Origin of the sequence: Synechococcus sp. PCC 7335 (genome assembly GCF_000155595.1) — a bacterium.
In the GTDB taxonomy this organism is placed as follows: domain Bacteria; phylum Cyanobacteriota; class Cyanobacteriia; order Phormidesmidales; family Phormidesmidaceae; genus Phormidesmis.
Map to the genome: position 1 here is coordinate 2,043,400 of NZ_DS989904.1, position 20,955 is coordinate 2,064,354.

A 20,955-nucleotide genomic window follows, 5' to 3' on the forward strand; every position below is an offset into this window, starting at 1 on the left:
ACACAAGGCTCTGAAACGTTTGCCGTGTAGCGACCGGGAAAGATGTGGTCCATATTTACCTACCTTTGTTTAGCCGTTTTTGTTTGATTTTGATCCTGGCTCTATAAAGTTACTTCAAGCCAAGGAACGTCATGTTTGATAACTTTGTTTACATCGTCAACATTGAATTGATCCAAGATTAGCGCACCTATGTTTATGATGTCAACATCTGTATGATAATGAGCCTACGATGGGAGTTAGAGATGCCATGGCAAAGAAGCAGTCCTATCATCACGGAGACTTGCGGCAGGCATTGGTGAGCGCTGCCTTGGCACTTTTGCAAAAAAAGGATGTGCAAAGTCTTTCGCTGCGTGAGGTCGCTCGTGAAGCCGGGGTCTCGCATGCGGCGCCATATCGACACTTTGAAGATAAGGCGGCGCTGTTGGCGGCGATCGCAGCGGAAGGCTTTACCAAATTTGGTGAGTATCTACAAAATGCAGTTGACCAGACCCCTAATCAACCTGTTGAAAGCTTGCTGGCAACAGGCGTAGCCTATGTCCGCTACGCGCTAGATCATCCGATTCATTTTCGGATAATGTTCAGTCATTACCCGCCTAACCAACCGATCGATAGTTCGCTGTATGAGGTATCTACTAGCACCTTTCAAATTCTGGTAGATATCATCGCGGCTGGACAGAGTGCGCAAATTATCCGCATGGATCAAGACGCTGAGTTTCTGGCCTTGGGAAAGTGGTCGTTAGTTCATGGCATTGCCATGCTGCTACTTGACGGCATGCTCACTACTCAGAGAGATGCTCAACTGGCCCTTGCGGAATCGCTGGTAAGAGATAGTTTGGTTAGCTTGACGATTTAGATTGATATAGCCATCCGGTATAAAAAGCGAAAAGCTGCACTAGCGGTCGAACTAACCCGAACAAGGAGAAATAGAATAGGGTTAGCAATGCTCTAATGCGTGGTTACAGCGATGGATAAGGCGTTTGTTCGAGAGACTGCGGCTGTTGATAAAGTTGAGCAGATAGCCGAGCTCAAAGCGTTCATCCGTAAGGAACGAGATGCGCGTCAGGTGAAGAAGGCGCTGGCGGTCAAACTGTTGTACGAAGGGCACGGCTATCAAGGCGTCGTCGATGTTCTGAATGTATCGCTCGGCGCTATCAGCGAATGGAAGCAGTTGTACGAAGCGTCCGGGCTAGCTGGGTTTGTTCCCCAGCACAAGGGCAAGAAGAGCTTTCTAAGTGGTGCTGAGAAAGCAGCGGTGCTGGCTTGGCTAGGTAGCAAACGTATCTGGACGCTCGGCGAGCTAGAGAGTCATCTGGCAGAAGACTACGATGTGGTCTATGCCTCGAAACAGAGCTACTACGACCTGTTCGAGTCAGCGGGTATCACCTGGAAGAAGACAAGCAAAGTCAACCCGAAGGGCGATGCTGAGGCGGTGGCGGCAAAAAAGCCGACATCGAGCGCTGCTTGGCGCACTACCGAGACGAGATAGGGCGTGGGCAGCTCAGAGTGCTGTTCATGGATGAATGTCACCTGATGAGTGCTGACCTGGAAGGCTACGTTTGGGGTACTAGAGGTCAGCGCGTCGAGGTGCCGATTGTGAACGAACGCGACCGGCAAACTTACTACGGTGCGCTCGACTTGCTGAGCAAGCGCGTGTTGTTTGGGGCTTACGGCGCTGGCAACACGGCTAACACCATCGCCTACTTGCGGTACTTACAAGTGCAGTTCCCACAGCAAAGACTACTGTTGCTATGGGATGGGGCGAGCTACCATAGAGCTCATGAGATTCGAGACTTCCTAGCACGGACCAACGACGGCCTACCAGCGTCGCAGTGGCCGATTCACTGCATTCAGTTTGCGCCCAACGACCCGACTCAGAATCCGATTGAAGATGTTTGGCTACAGGCAAAGAACAGTGTGCGACGATTGGCAGGACTGAAGCCATCATTCAAAGGCGTCAAGTTCTTGTTCGAGCAATTCTTGTCGCTGGAAGTCTTCGACTTTCCCAAGATGCACATGTACGGCTCGTTTTCACAAATCATCTAGGATGGCTATAGTTTCTTATTGCCGGGCACGCATTTTCTATTAGAGGCTTCACACACCACACCTAATTGCTTGATATAGGATGGATATACCTCAAAAAGCACATGTGTAATTTCAGAAAGTTGCTCTTTAGAGCAGTCTGCTTGTAGCCTTCTATGTCATCTGTATCAAAGAATTCCGCATCAAAGAATTCCACTCTTTCCAATCTCTCTGCACACTGGCCCTCCAAAGTCTGCCTGCGGTTGGGGCTGACGCTAGCAGCTTTGTCTTTAGCCTGTACGAATGGGCAGAACGCTACTGCGCTGGGAAGTGGAATGGAAGAGAATGCTTCACCGCTTTCACAGGAAGAGGCGATCACTCAAAATGAACCGGGTATTGAGACAGACTCTGCTAACGCTGATGTATTAGAGGCGATCGCCTCTTCCCAAGTCATCTACCTTGCAGAAACCCACGATAGCAGGGCCGATCACATCGCTCAACTCAACATCATCCAAGCGCTAGATCAAACGAATGCGATCGCTATCGGTCTAGAAATGTTTCAGCGCCCTTTCCAGTCCGCTCTAGATGACTACCTAGCTGGCGACATTACTGAAGCAGAGCTAGTAGAGCAGAGCGAATACGAAACCCGTTGGGGCTTTGATTGGGAGTTCTATGCGCCGATTGTTCGCTATGCCAAAGATAACCAAATTCCGGTGATTGCATTAAACACACCGACAGAAGCGACTAGACAAGTTGCCCGCGAAGGGTTAGAAAGTTTAGATGAAAATCTGCTGAAGTACGTTCCACCGATTGCTGAGCTCGATACCACTAATGAAGCGTATCGAGCTTCTGTTGCCCAGGTCTTTGGCGCTCATGGTCATGGCAGCAGTCTCAACTTTGAGAATTTTTTTGCAGCGCAAGTACTGTGGGATGAAACAATGGCTGAGAGTGTCGTCATGCAGCTAGAAAAAGAGCCTGAGCGGCAGATGGTTGTCTTAGCAGGTGAAGGCCATATCGCCTTTGATTACGGCATTCCTAGCCGCGTAGAGCGTCGCCTTCCCGAGATTGATCAGGCTAGCGTTCGGCTAAGTACGGTTGATCAACCCACGACGCCTAACTTTACCGATTTCGTTTGGATCACGCCCTAGATAGCGCTGGCGGTCAGGACTAGGAAATAGAGCTAGAGACTAAGAAGCAGTCGAAATCGTCTCTGCGGCTTTTGATGCTCGCAACTGACCACAAGCGGCGTCTTTTTCTAAGCCACGAGAATAGCGAACGCTAACGGCAATTCCTTTATCTTTGAGCTGCTGGGTAAAGCCTTCGACTCTTGCTCTGCTAGGGCGCTGGTAGTCCACTTCGCTGATTGGGTTGTACGGAATCAGATTCACATGACTTTGAAAGCCGCGTAGTTCTGAGGCCAGCTCTGCGGCGTGTTCTGAGCGATCGTTCAAATCAGCTAGCAAAATATACTCAAACGTGACTCGGCGACCCGTCATCTTGACATAGTCTCGGCACTCGTCTAGCAGCGCTGAAAGGGGATACTGCTTAGCGCTAGGAATTAGCCGAGTGCGTAGTGCCTGGTTGCTAGCGTGCAAACTGACGGCGAGGGTAATCTGCATTTGCTGTTCGGCTAACCTGCGAATATGGCCTGGAATGCCTACCGTCGATACAGTCATCATCCGCTGACCGATGCCGATATCTTGGTTGAGTGATCGCACCGCACCGATCACCGCCTCCGTATTCAGCAAAGGCTCACCCATGCCCATAAAGACAATGTTGCTCACCCGCCGCTGGAAGTCTTCTTGAACCGTTAGTACCTGATCGACAATCTCATAGGTTTCTAGGTTGCGTGTAAAGCCACCTTTTCCCGTCGCGCAAAAGTCACAGCCCATCGGACAGCCGATCTGCGAAGAGACGCAGACAGTCAGACGCTTATCAGACGGGATGCCGACCGCTTCTATAATCAGCCCATCTCTAAGCCTAAGCAGGTATTTGATAGTGCCATCAGGCGATTCGGAGCGGTGGTGAATATGTGATCGCCCTACTGGAAAGCCGCTTACCTCAGCGCGCCATTTTTTTGAAAAGACCGTTACCTCGTCTAATGAGCGAATTCCCTTCTGATAAATCCACTGATGTAACTGTTTGCCCCGGTATGCAGGCTGCCCATGCTGTATCACCCATTCAGTTAAAGCTTCAATAGAGCGGCCCAACAGCGGTACTACGGCTATCTCTTGGGGCGAGTCATCATCCGATCTTGCATTATCAGATTTTGATTCAAGCTGAGGCTCTGTAGTCGCTGCTAACATTGGGTTCCTATCTTGCTTTTATTCTTTGATTCTAACGTCGCCGTCATTCATTAGATCGACTAGCCCTTCAGTCAGCGCCCTGGGGTCCATAAATAGCACTTTGGAATTGTCACTTTCCCCAATCTTTTGGTTAGCTGCGACGTAGCGTTGAGCTAATAGATAGTGCAAGACTTCTTTACCGTTACCAGTGTTGGCGATCGCCTCAGAGAGCAAACGCATCGACTCAACGTCCGCCTGTGCTTCAGAGATCTTGGCATTCTTCTCGTAGATAGCTGCTCGCTCTTTTTGCATGGCATCGAGCACGTTCTGCGGCGGATCTAGCTTTTGAATCTCGACCCGATTGACTTTCAAACCCCAAGGCTCGGTTGCTTGATCGAGTTCCCTTAGCAAGGCACGGTTGATCCTATCGCGAGATGAGAATAGGCTTTGAAAATCCATCTTACCGACTTCAGAGCGCAGCGTTGTGGTGACTAGCTCGCTCATCGCGAACTCGACATCCTCGATCGCATAGTAAGTCCGCTCTAGGTCATAGATTCGCCAGTAGATAATGGCATCGACTTCTAGGTTTACGCTGTCTTTAGTGATGGCCCTTTGTGGCTCAATATCAAGGGTCTGTTCTCGCAGAGAATCTTCTAGCACCACAGATTCTACTACCGGCACAATTATATTCACCCCAGGGCCAAGCTTACGATTGTATTTGCCCAATCGTTCTACTAGGGCTGCATTGCCTTCTTTAATGATTCGTACTGAACTAACAGTGTATCCAGCGATCAGAAAAGAAAGAATGGCCAGAATTGACGAAACCATGAGTGAAGACTCTACAAGTGTGCTCTTTGAGTAGCACGTTTGATTAAGAAAGTATATCCCTATCGCTTGAATATGTGAGATTTCTCGCGAAGGGACCTACAGCGATCTTTTGACGATCTGCTAAGCATCTGTTGAAATCAGCTCACAAAAAGCGGGCATAGTAAGCCTACCGAGACAAAGTTGAGCGCATAGTCAAGTGGGGCTGTATGCCTATTCTGTCAGTTAGGTGGGTTCGTCAGGCGGGTTTACGCTCGCTGGCGGTTACGGTCTCTATTGTCCTAACTCATCTGATAGCTGCACCTAAGCGTTTCAATCGTCCTAAATACCAGCATCTTCACTTTGAGAGATTATGAACCTTCATGCTGCCCAAACTTGCATATCTGGGTTTCGGCTCGGTGCGCTTGGTCTATCAGTAGGCGTATCCACAAGCGTAGCTAGCTGGCTAATCACTGAGCCCGCCGCCCTAGCCCAAGTCTATACTGCCGATCCTGTTTGCTACCTTCACGGGGCTGACGGTCGGCAACATGATCTCACTGCGCTATGCAGCAGCTTCGGTACAGAAGCCGTTCCTACGAATCAAGATTCAGTAGAAACAGACCCCGAGACAAATCCTGGAACAGGCGTCGAGGTAGATCAGCTCAGCAACCCGCCAGCCTTAGAAGATACCATGCGTGCTATTGACGAGGCCACTCGCCTATTAGACTTACCCAACCTATTAGATTTAACTAACTCTGATAGCTGACGATAGCTGATCGGTTACAACCCATTCATCTCTGGGGCTCACCAGTGTCAGTGTCGATTGCATCTTCGGGCACCAGTGCTGCATGAGTAGCAAAGTGAACGATATTGAAGTTGTTCGAAGCTTCTAAATTCAAGCCGCTGAATGAAGCAGAGGCAGCTCAACGATGAAAACTGTCTGATTCATACCGCTATCGACAGTGATAGTACCTTCTAGATGCTCTACTAGCTTCTCGATCAAAGCTAACCCTAGTCCTGTACCGCCTTGCTTCCAAGGATCGGCGCTAGGGACTCGATAAAATTTGTCAAAAATGAGATCGCGCTCCTCCTCTGCAATCTCTACTCCCGTGTTGGTCACGCAGATTTTCATCGAATGGGGCTCACCGGTTATCTCAACTTGAATAGAATGCTCAGGCGGCGTATATTTGCAGGCATTGTTGATGAGCTCTGTGATAATTCGTTCAACGCTGGCCAAATCAGAAATCAGCTCGGGCAGATCTTCTTTGATTGTGAGGGTAAGTTCCTGTTTGCGGCTATTCGTTCTAGGTTTGAAGCCGTTAACTATGCCGGGCAACCAACTAGAGATTTTGATAGGCTGGATCATCATGGGATGATTACCAACATCTAAACGCTGAAGGTCGAGCAGGTCATTGACGAGGCTAATTTCACGTTCGCATTCTTCGTTCAAAACGCTGTAATAGCGGGCTAGTCGTCCCCTCTTAGCCAACGGTTTTTTTAGCTCTTCTTCGTCCATGCCGTATTCCTGCTTCAAGGTGATACCCAGCATTTGTATGGCGACTCTCATACTGGTCACAGGCGTACGTAGCTCATGAGAAACGGTGCTTAGAAAGTCATCTTTTAGCGTATTGACGTGTTCTAGCTCGCGGACTTGCGATTGAGATTCTTGGTAGAGTCTGGCTTGGCGAATGGCTATTCCGCACTGGTTGGTCACCTGCTGCACCAACCGAATCTCTGATTCAGAGAACCATCTGTCCTTATCGTTAATCAACCACAGGTCACCTAGCACAACTCTATCATCCTCAATCGGCGCGGCAAACATCGACACTCGCCCCCGCTCCGGGTTAGGAAAAATAGAGCAAAACTGCAAATACTGACCTGCTAGTAATAGTTGATAAACCTCGGGGTAAGCCTCTAGAGACGATACTCGACCGCGCATGGGTGCTAATCCTGCTGCGCATTCATGTAATACCGTTGAGGTGCCCTGCTCTAAATCGTAAAGCGCTGTGTTAGCAGCTTTTGCATTCAGCACTTCTACTAGTTCATTAACTGCTGTTTGCAGAATCTGCTGCTCATCAAGGCTTTCTCGAACGCGATCAGTAATTCGCTTCAGCGTAGATTCTAGCTGTTGAGCCTTACGTAGCTTGGCTTGATTCGACTCTAGCCGTTTATGAAGAAGATTGTTATTTTCACGTATACAGGCTAGCGCTGTCATATCTTGTAGCGTATTAACCAATGCAACAGTGGTTTCGCCTCCAGACTGAATGCCCAAGTCGGCTGTACTGAACAGTCGGCGATGTCCCACCAGATGCTGCGTACCATCGGTGGTCTCGAACAACAGCGGTGTTTCGCTCTGCCGAGCGCTGTCGAAGAATAGCTTATCTTGCTGAGTGAGCTGCCTTGCTAGCTGCTGGGGCAAAAAGTCGGCTTCACTGCGACCGATGATCGCCTCCGCGGGCAGACCGATTAGCGCTGCGCCAGGTTCGTTCACATAGAGCCATTTGTGGTTAGCCGTTTTTACATAGACAGGCTGAGCGATCGCATCCAACAGTTTCCACACAGCTATCGATTCAGACGGACCAGTTGATAAGTTCATTACGCAATTTGACAGGTGTCAAGTACTGATAGGATTGTCCGATTGAACTCTCAAAATATAAATCATTCTTGATTTGTTGAATGCTGCCTTAGCATATTTCAGTGTATTCACATAGCCCCTATTGTCTTCGTATTATCTCTACTGCTCTAAAGCTATGCCGCTTCTCCAGCCTTCAACTCAGCCCTATGGTTCAGCATTGATTTCCCCTGAGACGACGGCCGATCTTGCTGTTGAGTCGGCGCCACTTAGACTGGGTATTATGGCTTCTGGTAGCGGTAGCAACTTTGAAGCGATCGCCGCTGCTATCACTGCTGGTACGCTCAGCGCCACTATTGAAGTTGTCATTTACAACAATCCGACCGCCAAAGTTGTTGAAAGGGCTCAGCGCCTGGGCATCCCCGCCAAGCTGCTTGACCATCGTACTTTCGAGAGTCGAGAGCAATTGGATGAGGCGATTATTAACACTTTTAGTCAGTTCGATGTGAACTGGGTAGTGATGGCAGGCTGGATGCGCCGGGTTACACAGCGACTAATTTCTGCCTTCCCAGGCCAGATTCTAAATATTCACCCTAGCCTGCTGCCTAGTTTTCCAGGGGCCCATGCTGTAGAGCAGGCGCTCAAGGCTAATGTTAAGATCGCGGGCTGCACTGTTCACTATGTGGAGCTTGTGGTCGATAGCGGACCGATTATCATGCAAGCTGCTGTGCCCGTACTCGCTGATGACACCGTAGAAACGTTGCAAGCTCGAATTCAAGTTCAAGAGCACCTAATCTTTCCGCGCGCAATTGCGCTTGCCGCTGGGCAGTCTGGTCAATGGACTCATAACGATTAACTTATAGGTCCCTTTGACTAGAGGTTCCTTTGACTAGGTACCTTTGATAAACTGAGCCTGGTTAACCTAAATCAATTGGCTGAGAGAAGCTAAGTGATAGTAGCGTTGATGACACAACTTTTGATTGACCTTTTGACTGGCCTCTTGACTGACATAGGGTTGGTGTCACGTCATACGAAGAGTCACGTTGCAAGCTAGTTTGCTGGAATTGAGATGTAAGAATCACTCTAGAAGTGAACTGCCCTCAAGGGTAGTTTCATCTTGTAGGATTCTTTACCTAGCGAACTAGTACCAAAAAAACTAGTTCATCCCTTTCGGTGATGCTAAAGATTGAACTTGTATAGGATAACTGGCTAGTGACCTCAAAAAGATTCCGCTAGCCTTTCGTCTTTTGAGCTGACTTTTCCATATCTTGGTTCTACTATCTTCGCTTTTGTGTTCGAGCTTTTGCTCAACGGTTCTCGACTAACTGTTTTCTATCTAAGCTAAGTCCTTCTAACTAAGCTAGGTCCTTCTAAGCTAAGTCCTTGTCCAACATCTTAGTGCGCTACGCACAATGCCCTTGACTAATTCTCTTGAACTTTCTAGATGGATGCTTTTTTCTATGGGCATCCGTATTCGTGTACATCAGCTATTTTCCTTGCCGCGATCGCCTTTTTTGGTGATTTCCAATCATCGCAGCTTTTTGGATGCACCACTCCTGATGGCTGCGACTGCTCAGCCAGTCCATTTCGCTTGTCATCACTACATGTCTCAGGTCCCGGTGATGAGTGATATCGTCGATGCGCTAGGCTGTTTTCCGCTCGATGGTCCTAAGCAACGAGGACGAACTTTTTTTAAGCAGGCTACTCATTTTTTACGCTCACATCAATCTATTGGGGTCTTCCCTGAAGGCACCAACCCTATGGTTGAAATCCCCCCACCTGATCGAATCAGCGACTTTCATCGGGGCTTTGCTCACCTCGCTTTGCGCGCACCCGTTGAGGACTTAATGATTGTCCCGGCTGCTATTATTGCTCTAAAGGAAAAGCAACAAGATACCGTTCCCTTGCGTTTGCTAAGTTGGTTTGATCCTAGTGAGCCTTTGTTTCAGCAAGCAGGACGCCACCCGGCTGTGATCTATCAGGATGTAGCTGTCGTGATAGGAAAGCCAATCTCAACCACAAATCTACAAGCGCACTACCACGGAAAGCAAGCCTCGCAAGTGGCCACTACGTTAACCAATACCTGTCAAGATGAGATCCAAACGCTACTGAAGAGCCGCTAGCAGCAGGTAGATTAAAAAGATATCTGTAGAGAGATCGGGTTCAAAGCTCGATTAGACAAGGAAGATTGGATACCATTAAATTTATAAAACCTCACGTAGGACTAGAAAAAGAGTCGGCGCGATCGCCCTTACAGCCCCTCTTTATCTACTTACCGGGGATGGATGGTACAGGAAAGCTATTTCACTCCCAAGCCGATAAACTATCCCATTGGTTTGACCTACGTTGCCTATCACTGCCACCTAGCGAGCTAGCCGACTGGCCGACATTAACTCGCCAGGTTAGTCAACTAATTGATAATGAGCTAGGAAAAGATAGCACTCCTTCAGGCAGGAGAAGAGCGGTTTATTTGTGTGGTGAATCCTTCGGAGGCTGTCTAGCAATGCAGGTGCTGACGGACTCGCCGTACCTGTTCGAGAAGGTGGTGCTGGTTAATCCAGCGTCTTCTTTTCGGCGATTGCCCTGGATGCAGCTAGGATCGCTAATCACTCATCAGATGCCTAATCTGATCTATCGCTATGGCGCGCAGGGTCTAATTCCTTTTTTGATAGAACCTTTTCGAGTGAGTAACCGCGATCGCACCGCGCTTGTCAATGCAATGGGCTCGGTCCCAGCCAAAACCGCTGCATGGCGCATGAGTTTGCTAGGTAAATTCGATATAGAGCGGCTGCCGTTGGAGCGGATGACTCATCCGGTCTTGATAATTGCAGGCGGCAACGATCGACTACTCCCTTCTAAGCGCGAAGCGAATAGCTTAGTGGCACGATTTCCCAATGCAAAAAAGACCCTGCTGCCAGAAAGCGGCCACGCCTGTTTGATCGAGAGCAAAACTGATTTAGCAGAAATCTTACAGACTCATCAGTTTCTTCCTAACGCAAAGGGCTTTAGCTATCAATCTTGAGATCACCCTTGGAAGTTGATGTTTGCCATACCAACTTCCTCTATCCCAATTTCATCTATTATTGAGAAACACCGAAAGAGATTAACGCAGCCTAACCCTACATACCCATGTCTAGACGACTCCTCTGCTGGTTCCGTCAGTTTGTGTGCTTTAGCGCAACCGTCTTGCTCGCTTTCCAACTGCTCAGTGCCCCTGCCTTAGCGACTAGCTTGTACAGTATGCCGCAAAGCCCTGATGGGAAGTGGTTCATCGATGAAGCCTCACAGGTCTCACGGTTGAATGAGGGCAAGATTGAAAGTTCACTCAAGCAGCTAGCTGAGGAAACGGGTAATGAGGTTCGTTTTGTTACGATTCACCGGCTTGACTATGGCGAAACGGTTCAGGATTTTGCCGACGGTTTAGCTGAGCGCTGGTTTCCTACGCCCGAAGCGCGGAGTAATCAGACTGTGATTGTATTAGACGATGTCACTAATAACATTGGCATTAGCGTTGGTGAAAGTGCGGCGAAGATTGTAGATGAAGATCTAGCGCAGAGCATTGTTGGCGAGACGATGAAAATACCTTTGCTCAAAGGAAACCAGTACAATCAATCTTTTTTAGGTGCAACCGATCGGCTCGTGGCTGTGCTCTCAGGAGAGCCTGATCCGGGACCTCCTGAAGCGTATGACGATACCGTTGATGTCGATCGAACCTATGCTACTGCTGAGGAAACAGAGGCAACTCGAGGTTCTTCAACGACAGTCGTGATTGTATTATTGATTGCAGCTACGGTCATTCCTATGGCTACTTACTACTGGTATATGTCGGTAGGCGGCTAGCGGATAGATAGTTTAGCTACCTTAGGCGCTACGTTTAGCAAGGGTGGCTTTGGGTAACCCTATCTAGGGCTGACCTAGATAGGGTTACCTTAGAGAGAAGAAATCGCTATAGGCAATCCGCTATCCTAGTTAAAGTTTCAGTGCGCTGTTGCATAGCGAAGTTGCGTAGCGACACGGATCTGCCGCAAGTCACCGCAAAATAGGTCATACATTATTAATGGACTGGTTCAATCGACTGCCGCGCTGGATGGTCTGGGGTTTAGCCTTGCCGCTCTTGACGCTAAATGGATGGGTAGCACTACAGATCTTTGCCTATTTTCGAACTCAGTTCACTATCTTCTTGACAGCAACGCTGCTCTCTTTTGTGCTGAACTATCCTGTTCAGTGGCTATCACGATTTCGACTGAGGCGATCGCTAGCTATTTTGCTAGTATTGCTAATTACTGTCTCTGTGCTGGGGGTGCTAGGGGTTATTCTGGCACCACCGCTAGTTGAGCAACTCAATGAGCTGTCTGGACGGTTACCGTCTTGGATAGACTCTAGTACGTCCCAAGTGACTGCTTTTCAGAATTGGGCAGTTAGCCTCAACCTGCCAATTGATCTTTCTCGGCTATCGACCCAGCTTCAAACCAGAATCACTACCCAGGTTCAGACCATCAGTGCCAGCATTTTGGGGCTGTTGCCAGATGCCATCAGTAGCGTTGTCGATTTGGGTTTGACGGTGGTGCTCACTTTCTACTTGCTGCTGCACGGTGAAAGGCTTTGGGATGGGCTCTATCAATGGCTACCAGATTCCTGGAATGCTAGGGCTCGGCCTCTGATCAAACAGAACTTTCAGAATTATTTTTTGGGACAATTTACGGTTGCGATGCTGATGGGCACCGCGATGACGATCGCCTTTGTGGTGATTCAGGTGCCGTTCGGTCTGCTTTTTGGGATTGCCGTTGGTGTGATGGCAATCTTCCCCTTTGGCCCGGCGCTGAGCATTACGATTATTAGCTTCTTAACTGCCTTGAAGAGTATTTGGCTGGGGGTACGGGTGGTAACGGTAGCGGCGGTGATCGATCAAGTGGTGGAAAATGCGATCGCCCCTCAGCTCATCGGCGGCTTTGTCGGTCTCAATCCTGTCTGGATTCTTGTCTCACTTTTGCTAGGGACTAAAATTGCAGGCGTGCTAGGGCTGATTGTGGCTGTGCCAGTCGCTAGCTCGATCAAAAGCATCTTTGAAGATCAAAAGATTCCACCTTCTCCTTCCAAGATGATTGATAAGAGCGAAGGCCAGCCGTCTGATAGCTCGGCGTTGGCTTCGGCCTAGCTTCTGTATAAGGGAATCTGTATAGCTAATTCTCGCTTGGTGGCTGCTTATAGGCGCTCGGCAATCTGCTTCAACCGCTGTAGCTGAGCTTCCATATCCTGCTTGGTCCAGGTAGCTGCAAACTGGTTGAATCCAAAGCTTACTAGTGGATTAGGAATCGTAAATTCAAATCGATTTAGCAGCGTTGTTCCATTGGCTTCGGGCTGGCACTCCCAACGATCGCATCCTTCAAAAAATCCGTCAAATCCCCACACGACTAGTCCCGGTTGACGTTCGATTACGGTGCTATGCAGTGAGGGTGTTAGCACTGGAATCTTCAGCTTGAATTCAAATTCGCTACCTAGGGTCATTTGCCACTCACCCACTGGCTCACAGACCAAGGCTGGATTTAGCCACTGATGCATCAGGCGTTGCTCTGTAAAACAACGTTCCACAGTTGTGGAATTCGCTCGGATAAAGATAGATTGCTCGTAGACAGTCACAGCGATCGCCCCTCCAAAAACATAGCAGCTCTCCGAAGACAAAGCTGACAGATAATTACCCAGTATCATCGGCAGTAATAATCACAGCGCTGTTAGCAGCTCTTTCAAACTCAGCAGTCGCCTCAATTGTCTCAGGTACGTCGAAGAAAGCCTGGGCGATCGCATCGGAGAAAGTGAACGTATCTAGGCCATGTTCTGCCAGCTCAGGGATATCTTCTATATTGCGAATACTTGCAGTCAACACCCGAGTGGTAGACTTCACGCCCTTTAGCACCTGCTGCATCGTCGCTACTTCAGCAAAGCCATCTCGACCACTGTCGTCAATCCGTCCTAAATACGGCGCCACATAGCTAGCTCCGATCGCTGCTGCGATCAAGACCTGACGAATGGAGTAGACAGCCGTCAGCGTGACCGGGATACCGGAACGAACTAGCAGCTTGGCCGCTATAGTGCCCTCTCGAGTAGCAGGCAGCTTAACCACGATTCGCTGATCGAAGCTGCTAAGTAAATTACCAATATTCAGCAGCGTCGCCGTAGACTCGCCCCAGGCTTGCAGATGAACTTCTTGCATACCTAAATCGAAGGCCCGCTGGGCTAGCGATTTTAATGTGCTAGGCGTACAGTCAACGCCTGCTCTTTCTAAAAGCAGTGGATTACAAGTCACTCCATAGAACATTCCGGTTGGCAGCCACCTCTCCCACGCCGCTGTATCGGCGGTATCTAGATAAAGACGCAGATTAGGTAAGCTATCTATCTCACCATTTTCTAAAGTGCTTGCTCCTAAAGTGCTTGCACTTGAAGTGTTGGTTTTTGAAGGGCTCATTTCTGAAGTATTTAAAGGCCTCATTCACTCTCTCCTCCAATGACAACGTCTTTTATCCTCAAGCTCGGACCTCCGCAGCCGACGGCCAACCCACTCTGTCCGCCTTTACCACAGCCGCCTGACTCATCCCAGTAAAAGTCATCGCCGATCGCCTCAATGTTAGCCAGTGTGCTAAAAACATTGCCTGATAGCGTCACGTCCTGTATAGGTTCAGCGACTTCGCCTTTGCGAATCATCCAGGCTTCACCAGCAGTAAAGGTAAATAGCTCACCGTTGGTCTGTCCGCCAATCCAGTTACGCGCGTAGATCCCTTCGTCGATTCCAGAGAATAGATCGGTGACAGGTGTTTCGCCGCGCTCAATCCAGGTATTTGTCATCCGGACTAGCGGTGAATAGTGATAGCTTAAGCAGCGAGCATTTCCTGTTGGTGCTTCACCTAGCTCCCCGGCAGTTTCGCGAGAATGTAGTCGACCGGTTAACACACCGTCTTTGATTAGCTGAGTGGTTGTAGCGGGTGTGCCTTCGTCATCGTATAAGTAGCTCCCGCGATGCCCTAAAGGGGCCGCACCATCAAAAATTTGTAGGTTCTGCGGACCAAATCTTCGTCCGAGAGACATCGTTTCTAGTAGCTCTGGATTCTCATAGATCATGTCGGCTTCAGACAGATGGCCAAAGGCTTCATGGACGAATAACCCGCTAAGTATAGGGTCAATGACGATGGTGTAGATGCCCCCTTTAGCTGGAGGCAGCGTCAGGGCATTGACGGCGCGATCACCTGCTGCTTTTACCTGGTCCTCTAGCCCTAATACATCTTCATAGGCACGCCGAGATCCTACCGTTTCCCGACCAGTTTGTACTTTCTCACCCTGTCTAGCCGTTGCTGAAAACCGCATCTCTAGATCGGTCCAGCTTTGTTCGATTAACGTGCCTTCTGAAGTGGCGATTAAAACCTGCTGATAGCTGTCTTCGTAGCGTACGGCCGTTGAAATAATCTCAGGATGCTCTCCCTGTAGGACGTCAATATAGTGATGGCATAGTGTTTTTTTATCAGCTAGTGAAATATCTCTTGGATCTGTTCCTGTTAGCGGCAGCCTGCAGGTGGTCTGAATGATATCGATAGGGGCTAGCTGAGTGGTATCTCCTCCAACCAATCGGGCAGCTGCGATCGCATCTTCCATCCGGGCTGATAAATCACTCAGTCGGTTAAAGCTCGCAAATCCCCAACCGCCTCTATAGCAAGCGCGAACCTGTCCGCCGACAGCAACTCCCTCACTTAGCGCCTCCAATGCCTCTGCTCGTAGCCGAATCTCGCAACCCTGTGACTTTTCCAAACGCACCGCCAAGTAGTCCACCCGGTGCCGATGTCGAGCAATCAAATCACTCACTTGATCCTTAAAGCTCTCCATACTCAACCCTCTTATACTGAATCGGATGTCGATTAACTTTATCTGTTGCCGATATTTACCGCAGCATTCTTCTGCACCTCTCTATCTCCCCTACCACTCATTATTCGTATTAACATAAAGCTTATCCCCTTCTTACGAGAGGAATGCACCTATGACTGGTGAACTTGGCTACTCCCTACCTCCCGCTATTCGGCGCATCGCTGCGAACTTCAAGCGAGTTGGTTGGGCAAGTGTGTGGGTGCAGACTGTCATCGGCGTGATTGCCAGCATCTTGTTCGTATTCAACGCGTTAGAGCCTAACACTGGTTTTTCTAGCGCCTCTGCTGATCTGTTTACTACGATCGGACTATTAACTATCTTTGTCAGTGCATTTTGGGGTTTTCGCTACGTTCTTTTGGGCCGTAAACTCAGCACTACTAACCCCGACTTACGACCCAAGCCGAAGGATGCCATCAGAGCAATTCGTATTGGTATTTCTATCAGCCTGATTGGGATGTTGATTACTATCTTTGGGGCTGAAGTTGTCATTGCCGATCTGTGGACCCGATCGCTGCGGCAGGTGGCTACTTTTGGTGCGCTTAGTCAGGATTCGTCAGCTTTTATCAATGCCGCCGATATCGCCGTCGTCTTCTCAGTGATTAATGCTATTTTCGCGCACTACGTCGGTCTGTGCGCTTCGATCTGGCTAGAGTATGTCACCAACCGTCAGTAGCTATCAATAGCTATATGATGTGTAGCTGATGTTACGAAGTGCTAAAAGCGCGATCCAGGCTGCTGTAGAAAGGCCAGTTCTGCTGGCGTGCTCTCGCGACCTAGAATTTCATTGCGATGGGGAAATCGTCCGAATTGTTTAATCACGTCTCGGTGCCGCTTTGCATAGTCTAATCCGCCTTTGAGTCCCTTATCTAAGTCGGGAACATCTTCGATCAAGCGCTGCATGAGTTCGACGCAGTGATCTTGGTAGTTCATGTCTTCGCTGTGCTCGAAGGGTAAGTACACAAAGAAGCGGTATGCGGGTATCAGGTTTCGATCAAGGCCAGTATCAACTAGATACTGAGCCACTTCTAGCGCCTGAGCATCAGTTGCAAAACTGCGTGGTTGACCTCTATATATATTTCGTGGGAACTGATCGAGCAGTAGTATCAGCGCCACTGCTGAGGATGGCAGTGCTTTCCAATTCTCGTAGACACCTTCGGCGGCTTTTTGGGTATCAGTTAGAAATTGATTACGGATCTGTTCATCAAAGGTCAGATCTTTGATAAACCAGGCCTTGCGATAGTGGCCGTAGTCTGAGGCGGTAGAATCACCAAACCAAAAAGAAAGAATAGCTTCAACCCGCGATTGAGACCCATCAAACCCAACCATTTTAGATGCCAGCCTCCTAAGTGATAATCGTCTCGACGATTCTAGATCTCATTTTAGAAACAATAGCTTCTGACAGATTGCAAGCCACTGACATTTCGTTAAAAGCCTGATTAAACAATCGGTAACATGGTTACGCGAAAGTTTGACCAGGTCAAGAAAGCTTTCCTACTTAGGTGGTACTAGGAACTGGGTTGTACTAGGAAAGAAACATCACAGAAAATCACGTCCGTGTGAAAAACGATGTCAGTTGTACGTTTTTTGACTTACCCTAAGCCATATATTTCAACTCACGTTGTATGTCTATTCTTTCCATTGTGATTGCAGTTGTCCTACTGCTAGCTATCTATTGCTGGTTGACAGGCTATCGACTCCCTATCCAGGGGCGCAGTGCTAGTGGTCACCGCACTAATAGTATTCCTCGAGAAAGAGGTGTCTCTAGAAGTACCCGTAAGCAGCTATTAAGACTGGTTGGCGGGAATGCCTCAGTCGCACAGCGTCTAGTGCGCGACGTTAGAGATCGCAATCCCGGTCGGCCGGAACAATGGTGCTGGGAGAAAGCTATCTACGATATTGAGCGCGATCGCAGAGCTTAGAACTAGTTTCATAAAGCTATTGCAGGTAGCCTATAAGCGATGTCCTTTTAATTCATGTTCTCTTAATAGAAAGCACCTAATCTCGACGACGAACTCGGGTAGTCTTAAGAACAAGAAAGCCCATATTATCAGGTTTTCTTTATTCACTCTTCTGTTGGGCATACTTACAGCAAAGCGTTTGTAGATCCTAACTTGTAGATTCTAAATAGCGTCGGAAACTTCGCAGTGTCCGAAACTTAGTACTATAGCTTTGGTCACTTAGCTTACGGCATAGTTACTGGCTATAACCCTTGTGTTTCAACAGGCTAAGTGACTCGCAAGGCACGAATGCATCCGCGCCTTGCTATATGTCTACTGTTTATCTGAAAATAGAAAATAGAGGAATATCCTAACGATGACGCAACCGAAGCGAGCACTAATTACCGGCATCACCGGGCAAGACGGTTCTTATCTGGCCGAACTGTTGCTGAGTAAGGGATACGAAGTCCACGGCATCATCCGCCGCACTTCTACTTTTAATACTGACCGGATCGATCATATCTATGAAGATCCTCATAAAGAAGACGCCAAACTCTTCTTGCACTATGGTGATCTTAATGATGGCACCATGCTCCGCCGCATTTTAGAGCAAGTCCAGCCAAACGAAGTCTACAACCTTGGAGCACAGTCTCACGTTCGGGTTAGCTTCGACTCGCCTGAATATACGGTAGATACCGTAGCAATGGGTGCGCTGAGACTGTTAGAGGCCATTCGCGACTACCAACAGCGAACCCGCAGCGAAGTCCGTTTCTACCAAGCTGGTTCTTCCGAAATGTATGGCAAAGTCCAGCATGTTCCCCAGTCAGAAGAAACCCCTTTCTATCCCCGTAGTCCTTACTCCTGCGCCAAAGTCTACGCCCATTGGCAAACCATCAATTACCGCGAATCTTACGACATGTTTGCCACCAACGGCATCTTGTTTAACCATGAGTCTCCTCGTCGTGGTGAAACGTTTGTCACTCGCAAGATTACCCGCGCGATCGCTCGTATCGTTACCGGACAGCAAAAGAAGCTCTACCTTGGCAATTTGGATGCTAAGCGAGACTGGGGCTATGCCAAAGATTATGTCAAGGCGATGTGGTTGATGCTCCAGCACGACCAGCCAGACGACTTTGTCATAGCCACAGGTGAGACCTACTCCATTCGTCAGTTTCTAGATATTGCCTTTCAGCACGTCAATCTTGATTGGACCGATTTTGTCGCTTTTGACGAGCGCTACCTCAGACCAGCTGAGGTAGATTTGCTCATCGGTGATCCAAGCAAGGCAAAAAGGATCTTAGGCTGGCAACCGGAAGTTAGTTTTGAAGAGCTGGTAAAACTAATGGTAGACGCCGATTTGGAAGTTGTGAGCGAACAGCCAGTCACTAGCACTAACGGTAGCTTAAACGCTACTATCCGTCGTCAAATTCTCGGCTCTATATCTTAGTCTCCGCCTCGTAGTTTCCGCAAAGCTAGTAGGGTCTTAGTTCTTAAAAGACTAACGGGACTTGTGGAAAAGTAGACTAATGTGATCACACTGATGTGAGCAAACTGAGCTTGCAGACATAGCAGATACATAACGGTACATTAGGTGATGTGGCGAACCTCGCTGGGTCTACTCATAGCATAGGCTGCAGATATAGAAAAATAGTATTTTGTTCGTTTAATAGCGGTAGGGATAGATGGAACTAGCCAATAAGAAGATACTCGTCACAGGTGGAGCCGGTTTTTTAGGAAAACAGGTAGTAGACCAACTGCAGCAAGCTGGGGCTAACCCCGACGATATTCTGGTCATTCGTTCGCGCGATTATGATCTGACTGAGATGGATGCTTGTAAACGCGCCGTCATTGGTCAAGATGTGGTCATTCACCTAGCTGCTCATGTAGGCGGTATTGGTCTCAATCGAGAAAAGCCTGCAGAGCTTTTTTACGACAATCTGATGATGGGTGCTCAGCTAATTCACGCAGCTTATCAGGCGGGGGTAGAAAAATTTGTCTGCGTTGGCACCATCTGCGCCTATCCAAAATTTACCCCTGTTCCTTTCAAAGAGGACGATCTTTGGGCCGGTTACCCTGAAGAGACAAATGCCCCTTATGGCATCGCTAAAAAAGCTCTGCTTGTACAGCTTGAAGCCTATCGTCAGCAGTACGGCTTCGACGGTATTTATCTACTTCCTGTTAACCTTTATGGCCCCGAAGATAACTTTGACCCGCGCAGCTCGCACGTTATTCCAGCGCTTATTCATAAAATTCACGAAGCTCAGATCAACGGAGACAAAACGCTGCCTGTTTGGGGTGATGGCAGTCCTACACGCGAATTTCTCTATTCTACAGATGCCGCTCGTGGCATTGTAATGGCGACTCAGCACTATTCTGATGCAGCGGCAGTTAACTTAGGTACTAACAGCGAAATCTCTATCAAAGATCTTGCAGAGTTGATCTGCGAGGTGATGGATTTTGAAGGTAAACTTATTTGGCAAACTGACAAACCGAATGGTCAGCCTCGTCGCTGCTTAGATGTAGAGCGGGCTAAGCAAGCCTTTGGATTCGAAGCACAAACCGATTTCCGTGAAGGATTGAGAAAAACGGTCGAGTGGTATCGTCAGCATGCACAAACACTTCAGCTCGCTTAAGTTCATAAAAAATAGAAACAAGTCTTTGAAAACTTCTATAATTATGGCGCAGTGCCCCTAGCGAATTAGCCGCAAAATAGTATGGCAGAAGAGCAAACCCCATCGAACCAGAACGCTGAGAACCAGAACGCTGAGAACATTGTGGAGGGTGCGAAACCTAAAGATACGGTTGCAGAGACTGCAAAGCCTGATGCCGATGCGAAGAACTTAGAGCAGTCGGACGATAAGAAGTCAGGTGAACCGGTTGCTAAGGTAAAAGAAGATTCTGGAGAGACTGCTAAGGCTGGTAACCAGCCAGCCGGCAAGACAGTTGGCTCCGGTGGTTCAGCGAAGAAGCCAGCGGCTAAATCTGAGGCAAAGTCTGGAGATAAAAAGCCAGCAGCGAAGAAGAAAAAACCTCCCAAACTGGAAGATAAGCCATTTAATGAATTTATGGAGCAGCACTACTTGCCTAGCTTGAAAGAAGCCATGGCGAAGGAAGGCATTGAAGAGCTGAACCTAGAATTTGCTAAGCGTAAGCTAGAGGTGATGGGCCAAAGTGGTGGTGATCCCTATTGGCAGGTTCAAGGGCAGTGGACAGAAGCGGGTGAAGGCGATCGCCAATTCAATATCGCTTTTATTGATGAAGATATTTCAGGCCAAAAAGTATTCACACTGACTTCTAATGGCGCAGTCCCTAGCACGGTTGAGCAATTTATGGGAGATGAGCGGCGAATCACATTAGATCTGATGGTGCTGTATACGCTACAGCGACTAAACGGTCAGAAGTGGTTGACTCGAAACTAAGTCCTATCGACCTG

The 20,955-nt window shown here is 48.6% G+C and carries 21 protein-coding genes; 14 read left to right on the forward strand and 7 right to left on the reverse strand.

Going from position 1 to position 20,955, the window contains the following annotated elements:
• Positions 1 to 247 precede the first annotated feature (247 nt).
• The 3 genes from S7335_RS08945 (at position 248) to S7335_RS08960 (ending at position 3,167) form a co-directional block, all read left to right on the forward strand.
• Positions 248 to 853, forward strand: coding sequence for a TetR-like C-terminal domain-containing protein (locus S7335_RS08945; RefSeq protein WP_038015953.1), 606 nt, complete (start codon positions 248 to 250; stop codon positions 851 to 853).
• A 111-nt stretch (positions 854 to 964) separates the two neighbouring features.
• Positions 965 to 2,043 (forward strand): IS630 family transposase gene (locus S7335_RS29455; protein ID WP_369791677.1). Its coding sequence is split into 2 segments (ribosomal slippage): positions 965 to 1,436 and positions 1,436 to 2,043, totalling 1,080 coding nucleotides; the frame shifts between segments, so codons are not numbered across the junction.
• A gap of 152 nt (positions 2,044 to 2,195) precedes the next feature.
• Positions 2,196 to 3,167, forward strand: coding sequence for a ChaN family lipoprotein (locus tag S7335_RS08960; protein WP_227499975.1), 972 nt, complete (start codon positions 2,196 to 2,198; stop codon positions 3,165 to 3,167).
• Between the two features lie 39 nt (positions 3,168 to 3,206).
• Here the strand turns inward: S7335_RS08960 and rlmN are convergent, their stop codons facing one another.
• Both rlmN and S7335_RS08970 read right to left on the reverse strand, forming a co-directional pair.
• Positions 3,207 to 4,325, reverse strand: coding sequence for a 23S rRNA (adenine(2503)-C(2))-methyltransferase RlmN (gene rlmN / locus S7335_RS08965; protein WP_006454160.1), 1,119 nt, complete (start codon positions 4,323 to 4,325; stop codon positions 3,207 to 3,209).
• Positions 4,326 to 4,343: 18 nt separating this feature from the next.
• Positions 4,344 to 5,132: an SPFH domain-containing protein gene (locus S7335_RS08970; protein ID WP_006455335.1), complete on the reverse strand. Its 789-nt coding sequence runs from the start codon at positions 5,130 to 5,132 to the stop codon at positions 4,344 to 4,346.
• 349 nt (positions 5,133 to 5,481) lie between these two features.
• Here S7335_RS08970 and S7335_RS08975 point away from each other — a divergent pair, with 349 nt between their 5' ends.
• Positions 5,482 to 5,874 carry a hypothetical protein gene (locus S7335_RS08975; RefSeq protein ID WP_006457478.1) on the forward strand — a complete coding sequence of 131 codons (393 nt, stop codon included), beginning with the start codon at positions 5,482 to 5,484 and terminating at the stop codon, positions 5,872 to 5,874.
• A 129-nt stretch (positions 5,875 to 6,003) separates the two neighbouring features.
• Here the strand turns inward: S7335_RS08975 and S7335_RS08980 are convergent, their stop codons facing one another.
• The gene (locus S7335_RS08980; RefSeq protein WP_006455312.1) at positions 6,004 to 7,704 is read right to left on the reverse strand and encodes an ATP-binding protein; all 1,701 of its coding nucleotides are present in this window, start codon (positions 7,702 to 7,704) and stop codon (positions 6,004 to 6,006) included.
• Positions 7,705 to 7,858: 154 nt separating this feature from the next.
• Here S7335_RS08980 and purN point away from each other — a divergent pair, with 154 nt between their 5' ends.
• The 5 genes from purN (at position 7,859) to S7335_RS09005 (ending at position 12,835) form a co-directional block, all read left to right on the forward strand.
• Positions 7,859 to 8,536, forward strand: coding sequence for a phosphoribosylglycinamide formyltransferase (gene purN / locus S7335_RS08985; protein WP_006457183.1), 678 nt, complete (start codon positions 7,859 to 7,861; stop codon positions 8,534 to 8,536).
• Positions 8,537 to 9,092: 556 nt separating this feature from the next.
• Positions 9,093 to 9,803 carry a 1-acyl-sn-glycerol-3-phosphate acyltransferase gene (locus S7335_RS08990; protein WP_038015956.1) on the forward strand — a complete coding sequence of 237 codons (711 nt, stop codon included), beginning with the start codon at positions 9,093 to 9,095 and terminating at the stop codon, positions 9,801 to 9,803.
• Positions 9,804 to 9,868: 65 nt separating this feature from the next.
• Entirely contained in the window at positions 9,869 to 10,702 is an 834-nt protein-coding gene (locus S7335_RS08995; RefSeq protein ID WP_006455248.1) for an alpha/beta fold hydrolase, read from the forward strand.
• A gap of 107 nt (positions 10,703 to 10,809) precedes the next feature.
• On the forward strand, positions 10,810 to 11,520 hold the full coding sequence (gene psb32 / locus S7335_RS09000) for a photosystem II repair protein Psb32 (RefSeq protein WP_006455833.1): 711 nt from the start codon (positions 10,810 to 10,812) through the stop codon (positions 11,518 to 11,520).
• A gap of 217 nt (positions 11,521 to 11,737) precedes the next feature.
• Entirely contained in the window at positions 11,738 to 12,835 is a 1,098-nt protein-coding gene (locus S7335_RS09005) for an AI-2E family transporter (RefSeq protein WP_006454833.1), read from the forward strand.
• 47 nt (positions 12,836 to 12,882) lie between these two features.
• On the opposite strand, the gene S7335_RS09010 is transcribed toward S7335_RS09005, so the two are convergent.
• The 3 genes from S7335_RS09010 to S7335_RS09020 are packed head-to-tail and all read right to left on the reverse strand — an operon-like array spanning position 12,883 to position 15,546.
• Positions 12,883 to 13,386, reverse strand: a complete 504-nt coding sequence (locus S7335_RS09010) for an SRPBCC family protein (RefSeq protein ID WP_006453740.1) — start codon at positions 13,384 to 13,386, stop codon at positions 12,883 to 12,885.
• A complete protein-coding gene (locus S7335_RS09015) occupies positions 13,373 to 14,140 on the reverse strand; it encodes a transaldolase family protein (RefSeq protein WP_006456380.1) in 768 nt (255 codons plus the stop codon). Before S7335_RS09015 ends, S7335_RS09010 begins: the two co-directional genes overlap by 14 nt.
• A 20-nt stretch (positions 14,141 to 14,160) precedes the next feature.
• Positions 14,161 to 15,546 (reverse strand): TldD/PmbA family protein, encoded by a 1,386-nt coding sequence (locus S7335_RS09020; RefSeq protein ID WP_006457640.1) that lies wholly within the window; start codon positions 15,544 to 15,546, stop codon positions 14,161 to 14,163.
• Positions 15,547 to 15,697: 151 nt separating this feature from the next.
• Here S7335_RS09020 and S7335_RS09025 point away from each other — a divergent pair, with 151 nt between their 5' ends.
• Positions 15,698 to 16,258 carry a DUF3611 family protein gene (locus S7335_RS09025; RefSeq protein ID WP_006457130.1) on the forward strand — a complete coding sequence of 187 codons (561 nt, stop codon included), beginning with the start codon at positions 15,698 to 15,700 and terminating at the stop codon, positions 16,256 to 16,258.
• A gap of 41 nt (positions 16,259 to 16,299) precedes the next feature.
• On the opposite strand, the gene S7335_RS09030 is transcribed toward S7335_RS09025, so the two are convergent.
• Positions 16,300 to 16,911 carry a DUF924 family protein gene (locus S7335_RS09030; protein WP_006457357.1) on the reverse strand — a complete coding sequence of 204 codons (612 nt, stop codon included), beginning with the start codon at positions 16,909 to 16,911 and terminating at the stop codon, positions 16,300 to 16,302.
• Positions 16,912 to 17,207: 296 nt separating this feature from the next.
• Between S7335_RS09030 and S7335_RS09035 the strand changes: the two genes are divergently transcribed.
• The 4 genes from S7335_RS09035 (at position 17,208) to S7335_RS27265 (ending at position 20,941) form a co-directional block, all read left to right on the forward strand.
• Entirely contained in the window at positions 17,208 to 17,504 is a 297-nt protein-coding gene (locus S7335_RS09035) for a hypothetical protein (RefSeq protein WP_006454829.1), read from the forward strand.
• Positions 17,505 to 17,898: 394 nt separating this feature from the next.
• A complete protein-coding gene (gene gmd, locus S7335_RS09040) occupies positions 17,899 to 18,969 on the forward strand; it encodes a GDP-mannose 4,6-dehydratase (protein WP_006456902.1) in 1,071 nt (356 codons plus the stop codon).
• A gap of 235 nt (positions 18,970 to 19,204) precedes the next feature.
• Positions 19,205 to 20,155 (forward strand): GDP-L-fucose synthase, encoded by a 951-nt coding sequence (locus S7335_RS09045; protein ID WP_006457305.1) that lies wholly within the window; start codon positions 19,205 to 19,207, stop codon positions 20,153 to 20,155.
• A gap of 81 nt (positions 20,156 to 20,236) precedes the next feature.
• A complete protein-coding gene (locus S7335_RS27265) occupies positions 20,237 to 20,941 on the forward strand; it encodes a DUF2996 domain-containing protein (protein ID WP_006455979.1) in 705 nt (234 codons plus the stop codon).
• The last annotated feature ends 14 nt before the right edge of the window (positions 20,942 to 20,955 follow it).

What these genes read in the sequence shown, in the direction of transcription:
- S7335_RS08970 (WP_006455335.1), bottom strand. Translation starts at nt 5,132, where the DNA reads ATGGTTTCGTCAATTCTGGCCATTCTTTCTTTTCTGATCGCTGGATAC.
- S7335_RS08945 (WP_038015953.1), top strand. Translation starts at nt 248, where the DNA reads ATGGCAAAGAAGCAGTCCTATCATCACGGAGACTTGCGGCAGGCATTG.
- S7335_RS09045 (WP_006457305.1), top strand. Translation starts at nt 19,205, where the DNA reads ATGGAACTAGCCAATAAGAAGATACTCGTCACAGGTGGAGCCGGTTTT.
- S7335_RS08980 (WP_006455312.1), bottom strand. Translation starts at nt 7,704, where the DNA reads ATGAACTTATCAACTGGTCCGTCTGAATCGATAGCTGTGTGGAAACTG.
- S7335_RS09025 (WP_006457130.1), top strand. Translation starts at nt 15,698, where the DNA reads ATGACTGGTGAACTTGGCTACTCCCTACCTCCCGCTATTCGGCGCATC.
- S7335_RS08990 (WP_038015956.1), top strand. Translation starts at nt 9,093, where the DNA reads ATGCCCTTGACTAATTCTCTTGAACTTTCTAGATGGATGCTTTTTTCT.
- S7335_RS09010 (WP_006453740.1), bottom strand. Translation starts at nt 13,386, where the DNA reads ATGATACTGGGTAATTATCTGTCAGCTTTGTCTTCGGAGAGCTGCTAT.
- purN (WP_006457183.1), top strand. Translation starts at nt 7,859, where the DNA reads ATGCCGCTTCTCCAGCCTTCAACTCAGCCCTATGGTTCAGCATTGATT.
- S7335_RS09020 (WP_006457640.1), bottom strand. Translation starts at nt 15,546, where the DNA reads ATGGAGAGCTTTAAGGATCAAGTGAGTGATTTGATTGCTCGACATCGG.
- rlmN (WP_006454160.1), bottom strand. Translation starts at nt 4,325, where the DNA reads ATGTTAGCAGCGACTACAGAGCCTCAGCTTGAATCAAAATCTGATAAT.
- psb32 (WP_006455833.1), top strand. Translation starts at nt 10,810, where the DNA reads ATGTCTAGACGACTCCTCTGCTGGTTCCGTCAGTTTGTGTGCTTTAGC.
- S7335_RS09030 (WP_006457357.1), bottom strand. Translation starts at nt 16,911, where the DNA reads ATGGTTGGGTTTGATGGGTCTCAATCGCGGGTTGAAGCTATTCTTTCT.
- S7335_RS09035 (WP_006454829.1), top strand. Translation starts at nt 17,208, where the DNA reads ATGTCTATTCTTTCCATTGTGATTGCAGTTGTCCTACTGCTAGCTATC.
- S7335_RS08960 (WP_227499975.1), top strand. Translation starts at nt 2,196, where the DNA reads ATGTCATCTGTATCAAAGAATTCCGCATCAAAGAATTCCACTCTTTCC.
- S7335_RS08975 (WP_006457478.1), top strand. Translation starts at nt 5,482, where the DNA reads ATGAACCTTCATGCTGCCCAAACTTGCATATCTGGGTTTCGGCTCGGT.
- S7335_RS27265 (WP_006455979.1), top strand. Translation starts at nt 20,237, where the DNA reads ATGGCAGAAGAGCAAACCCCATCGAACCAGAACGCTGAGAACCAGAAC.
- S7335_RS09015 (WP_006456380.1), bottom strand. Translation starts at nt 14,140, where the DNA reads ATGAGCCCTTCAAAAACCAACACTTCAAGTGCAAGCACTTTAGGAGCA.
- S7335_RS09005 (WP_006454833.1), top strand. Translation starts at nt 11,738, where the DNA reads ATGGACTGGTTCAATCGACTGCCGCGCTGGATGGTCTGGGGTTTAGCC.
- gmd (WP_006456902.1), top strand. Translation starts at nt 17,899, where the DNA reads ATGACGCAACCGAAGCGAGCACTAATTACCGGCATCACCGGGCAAGAC.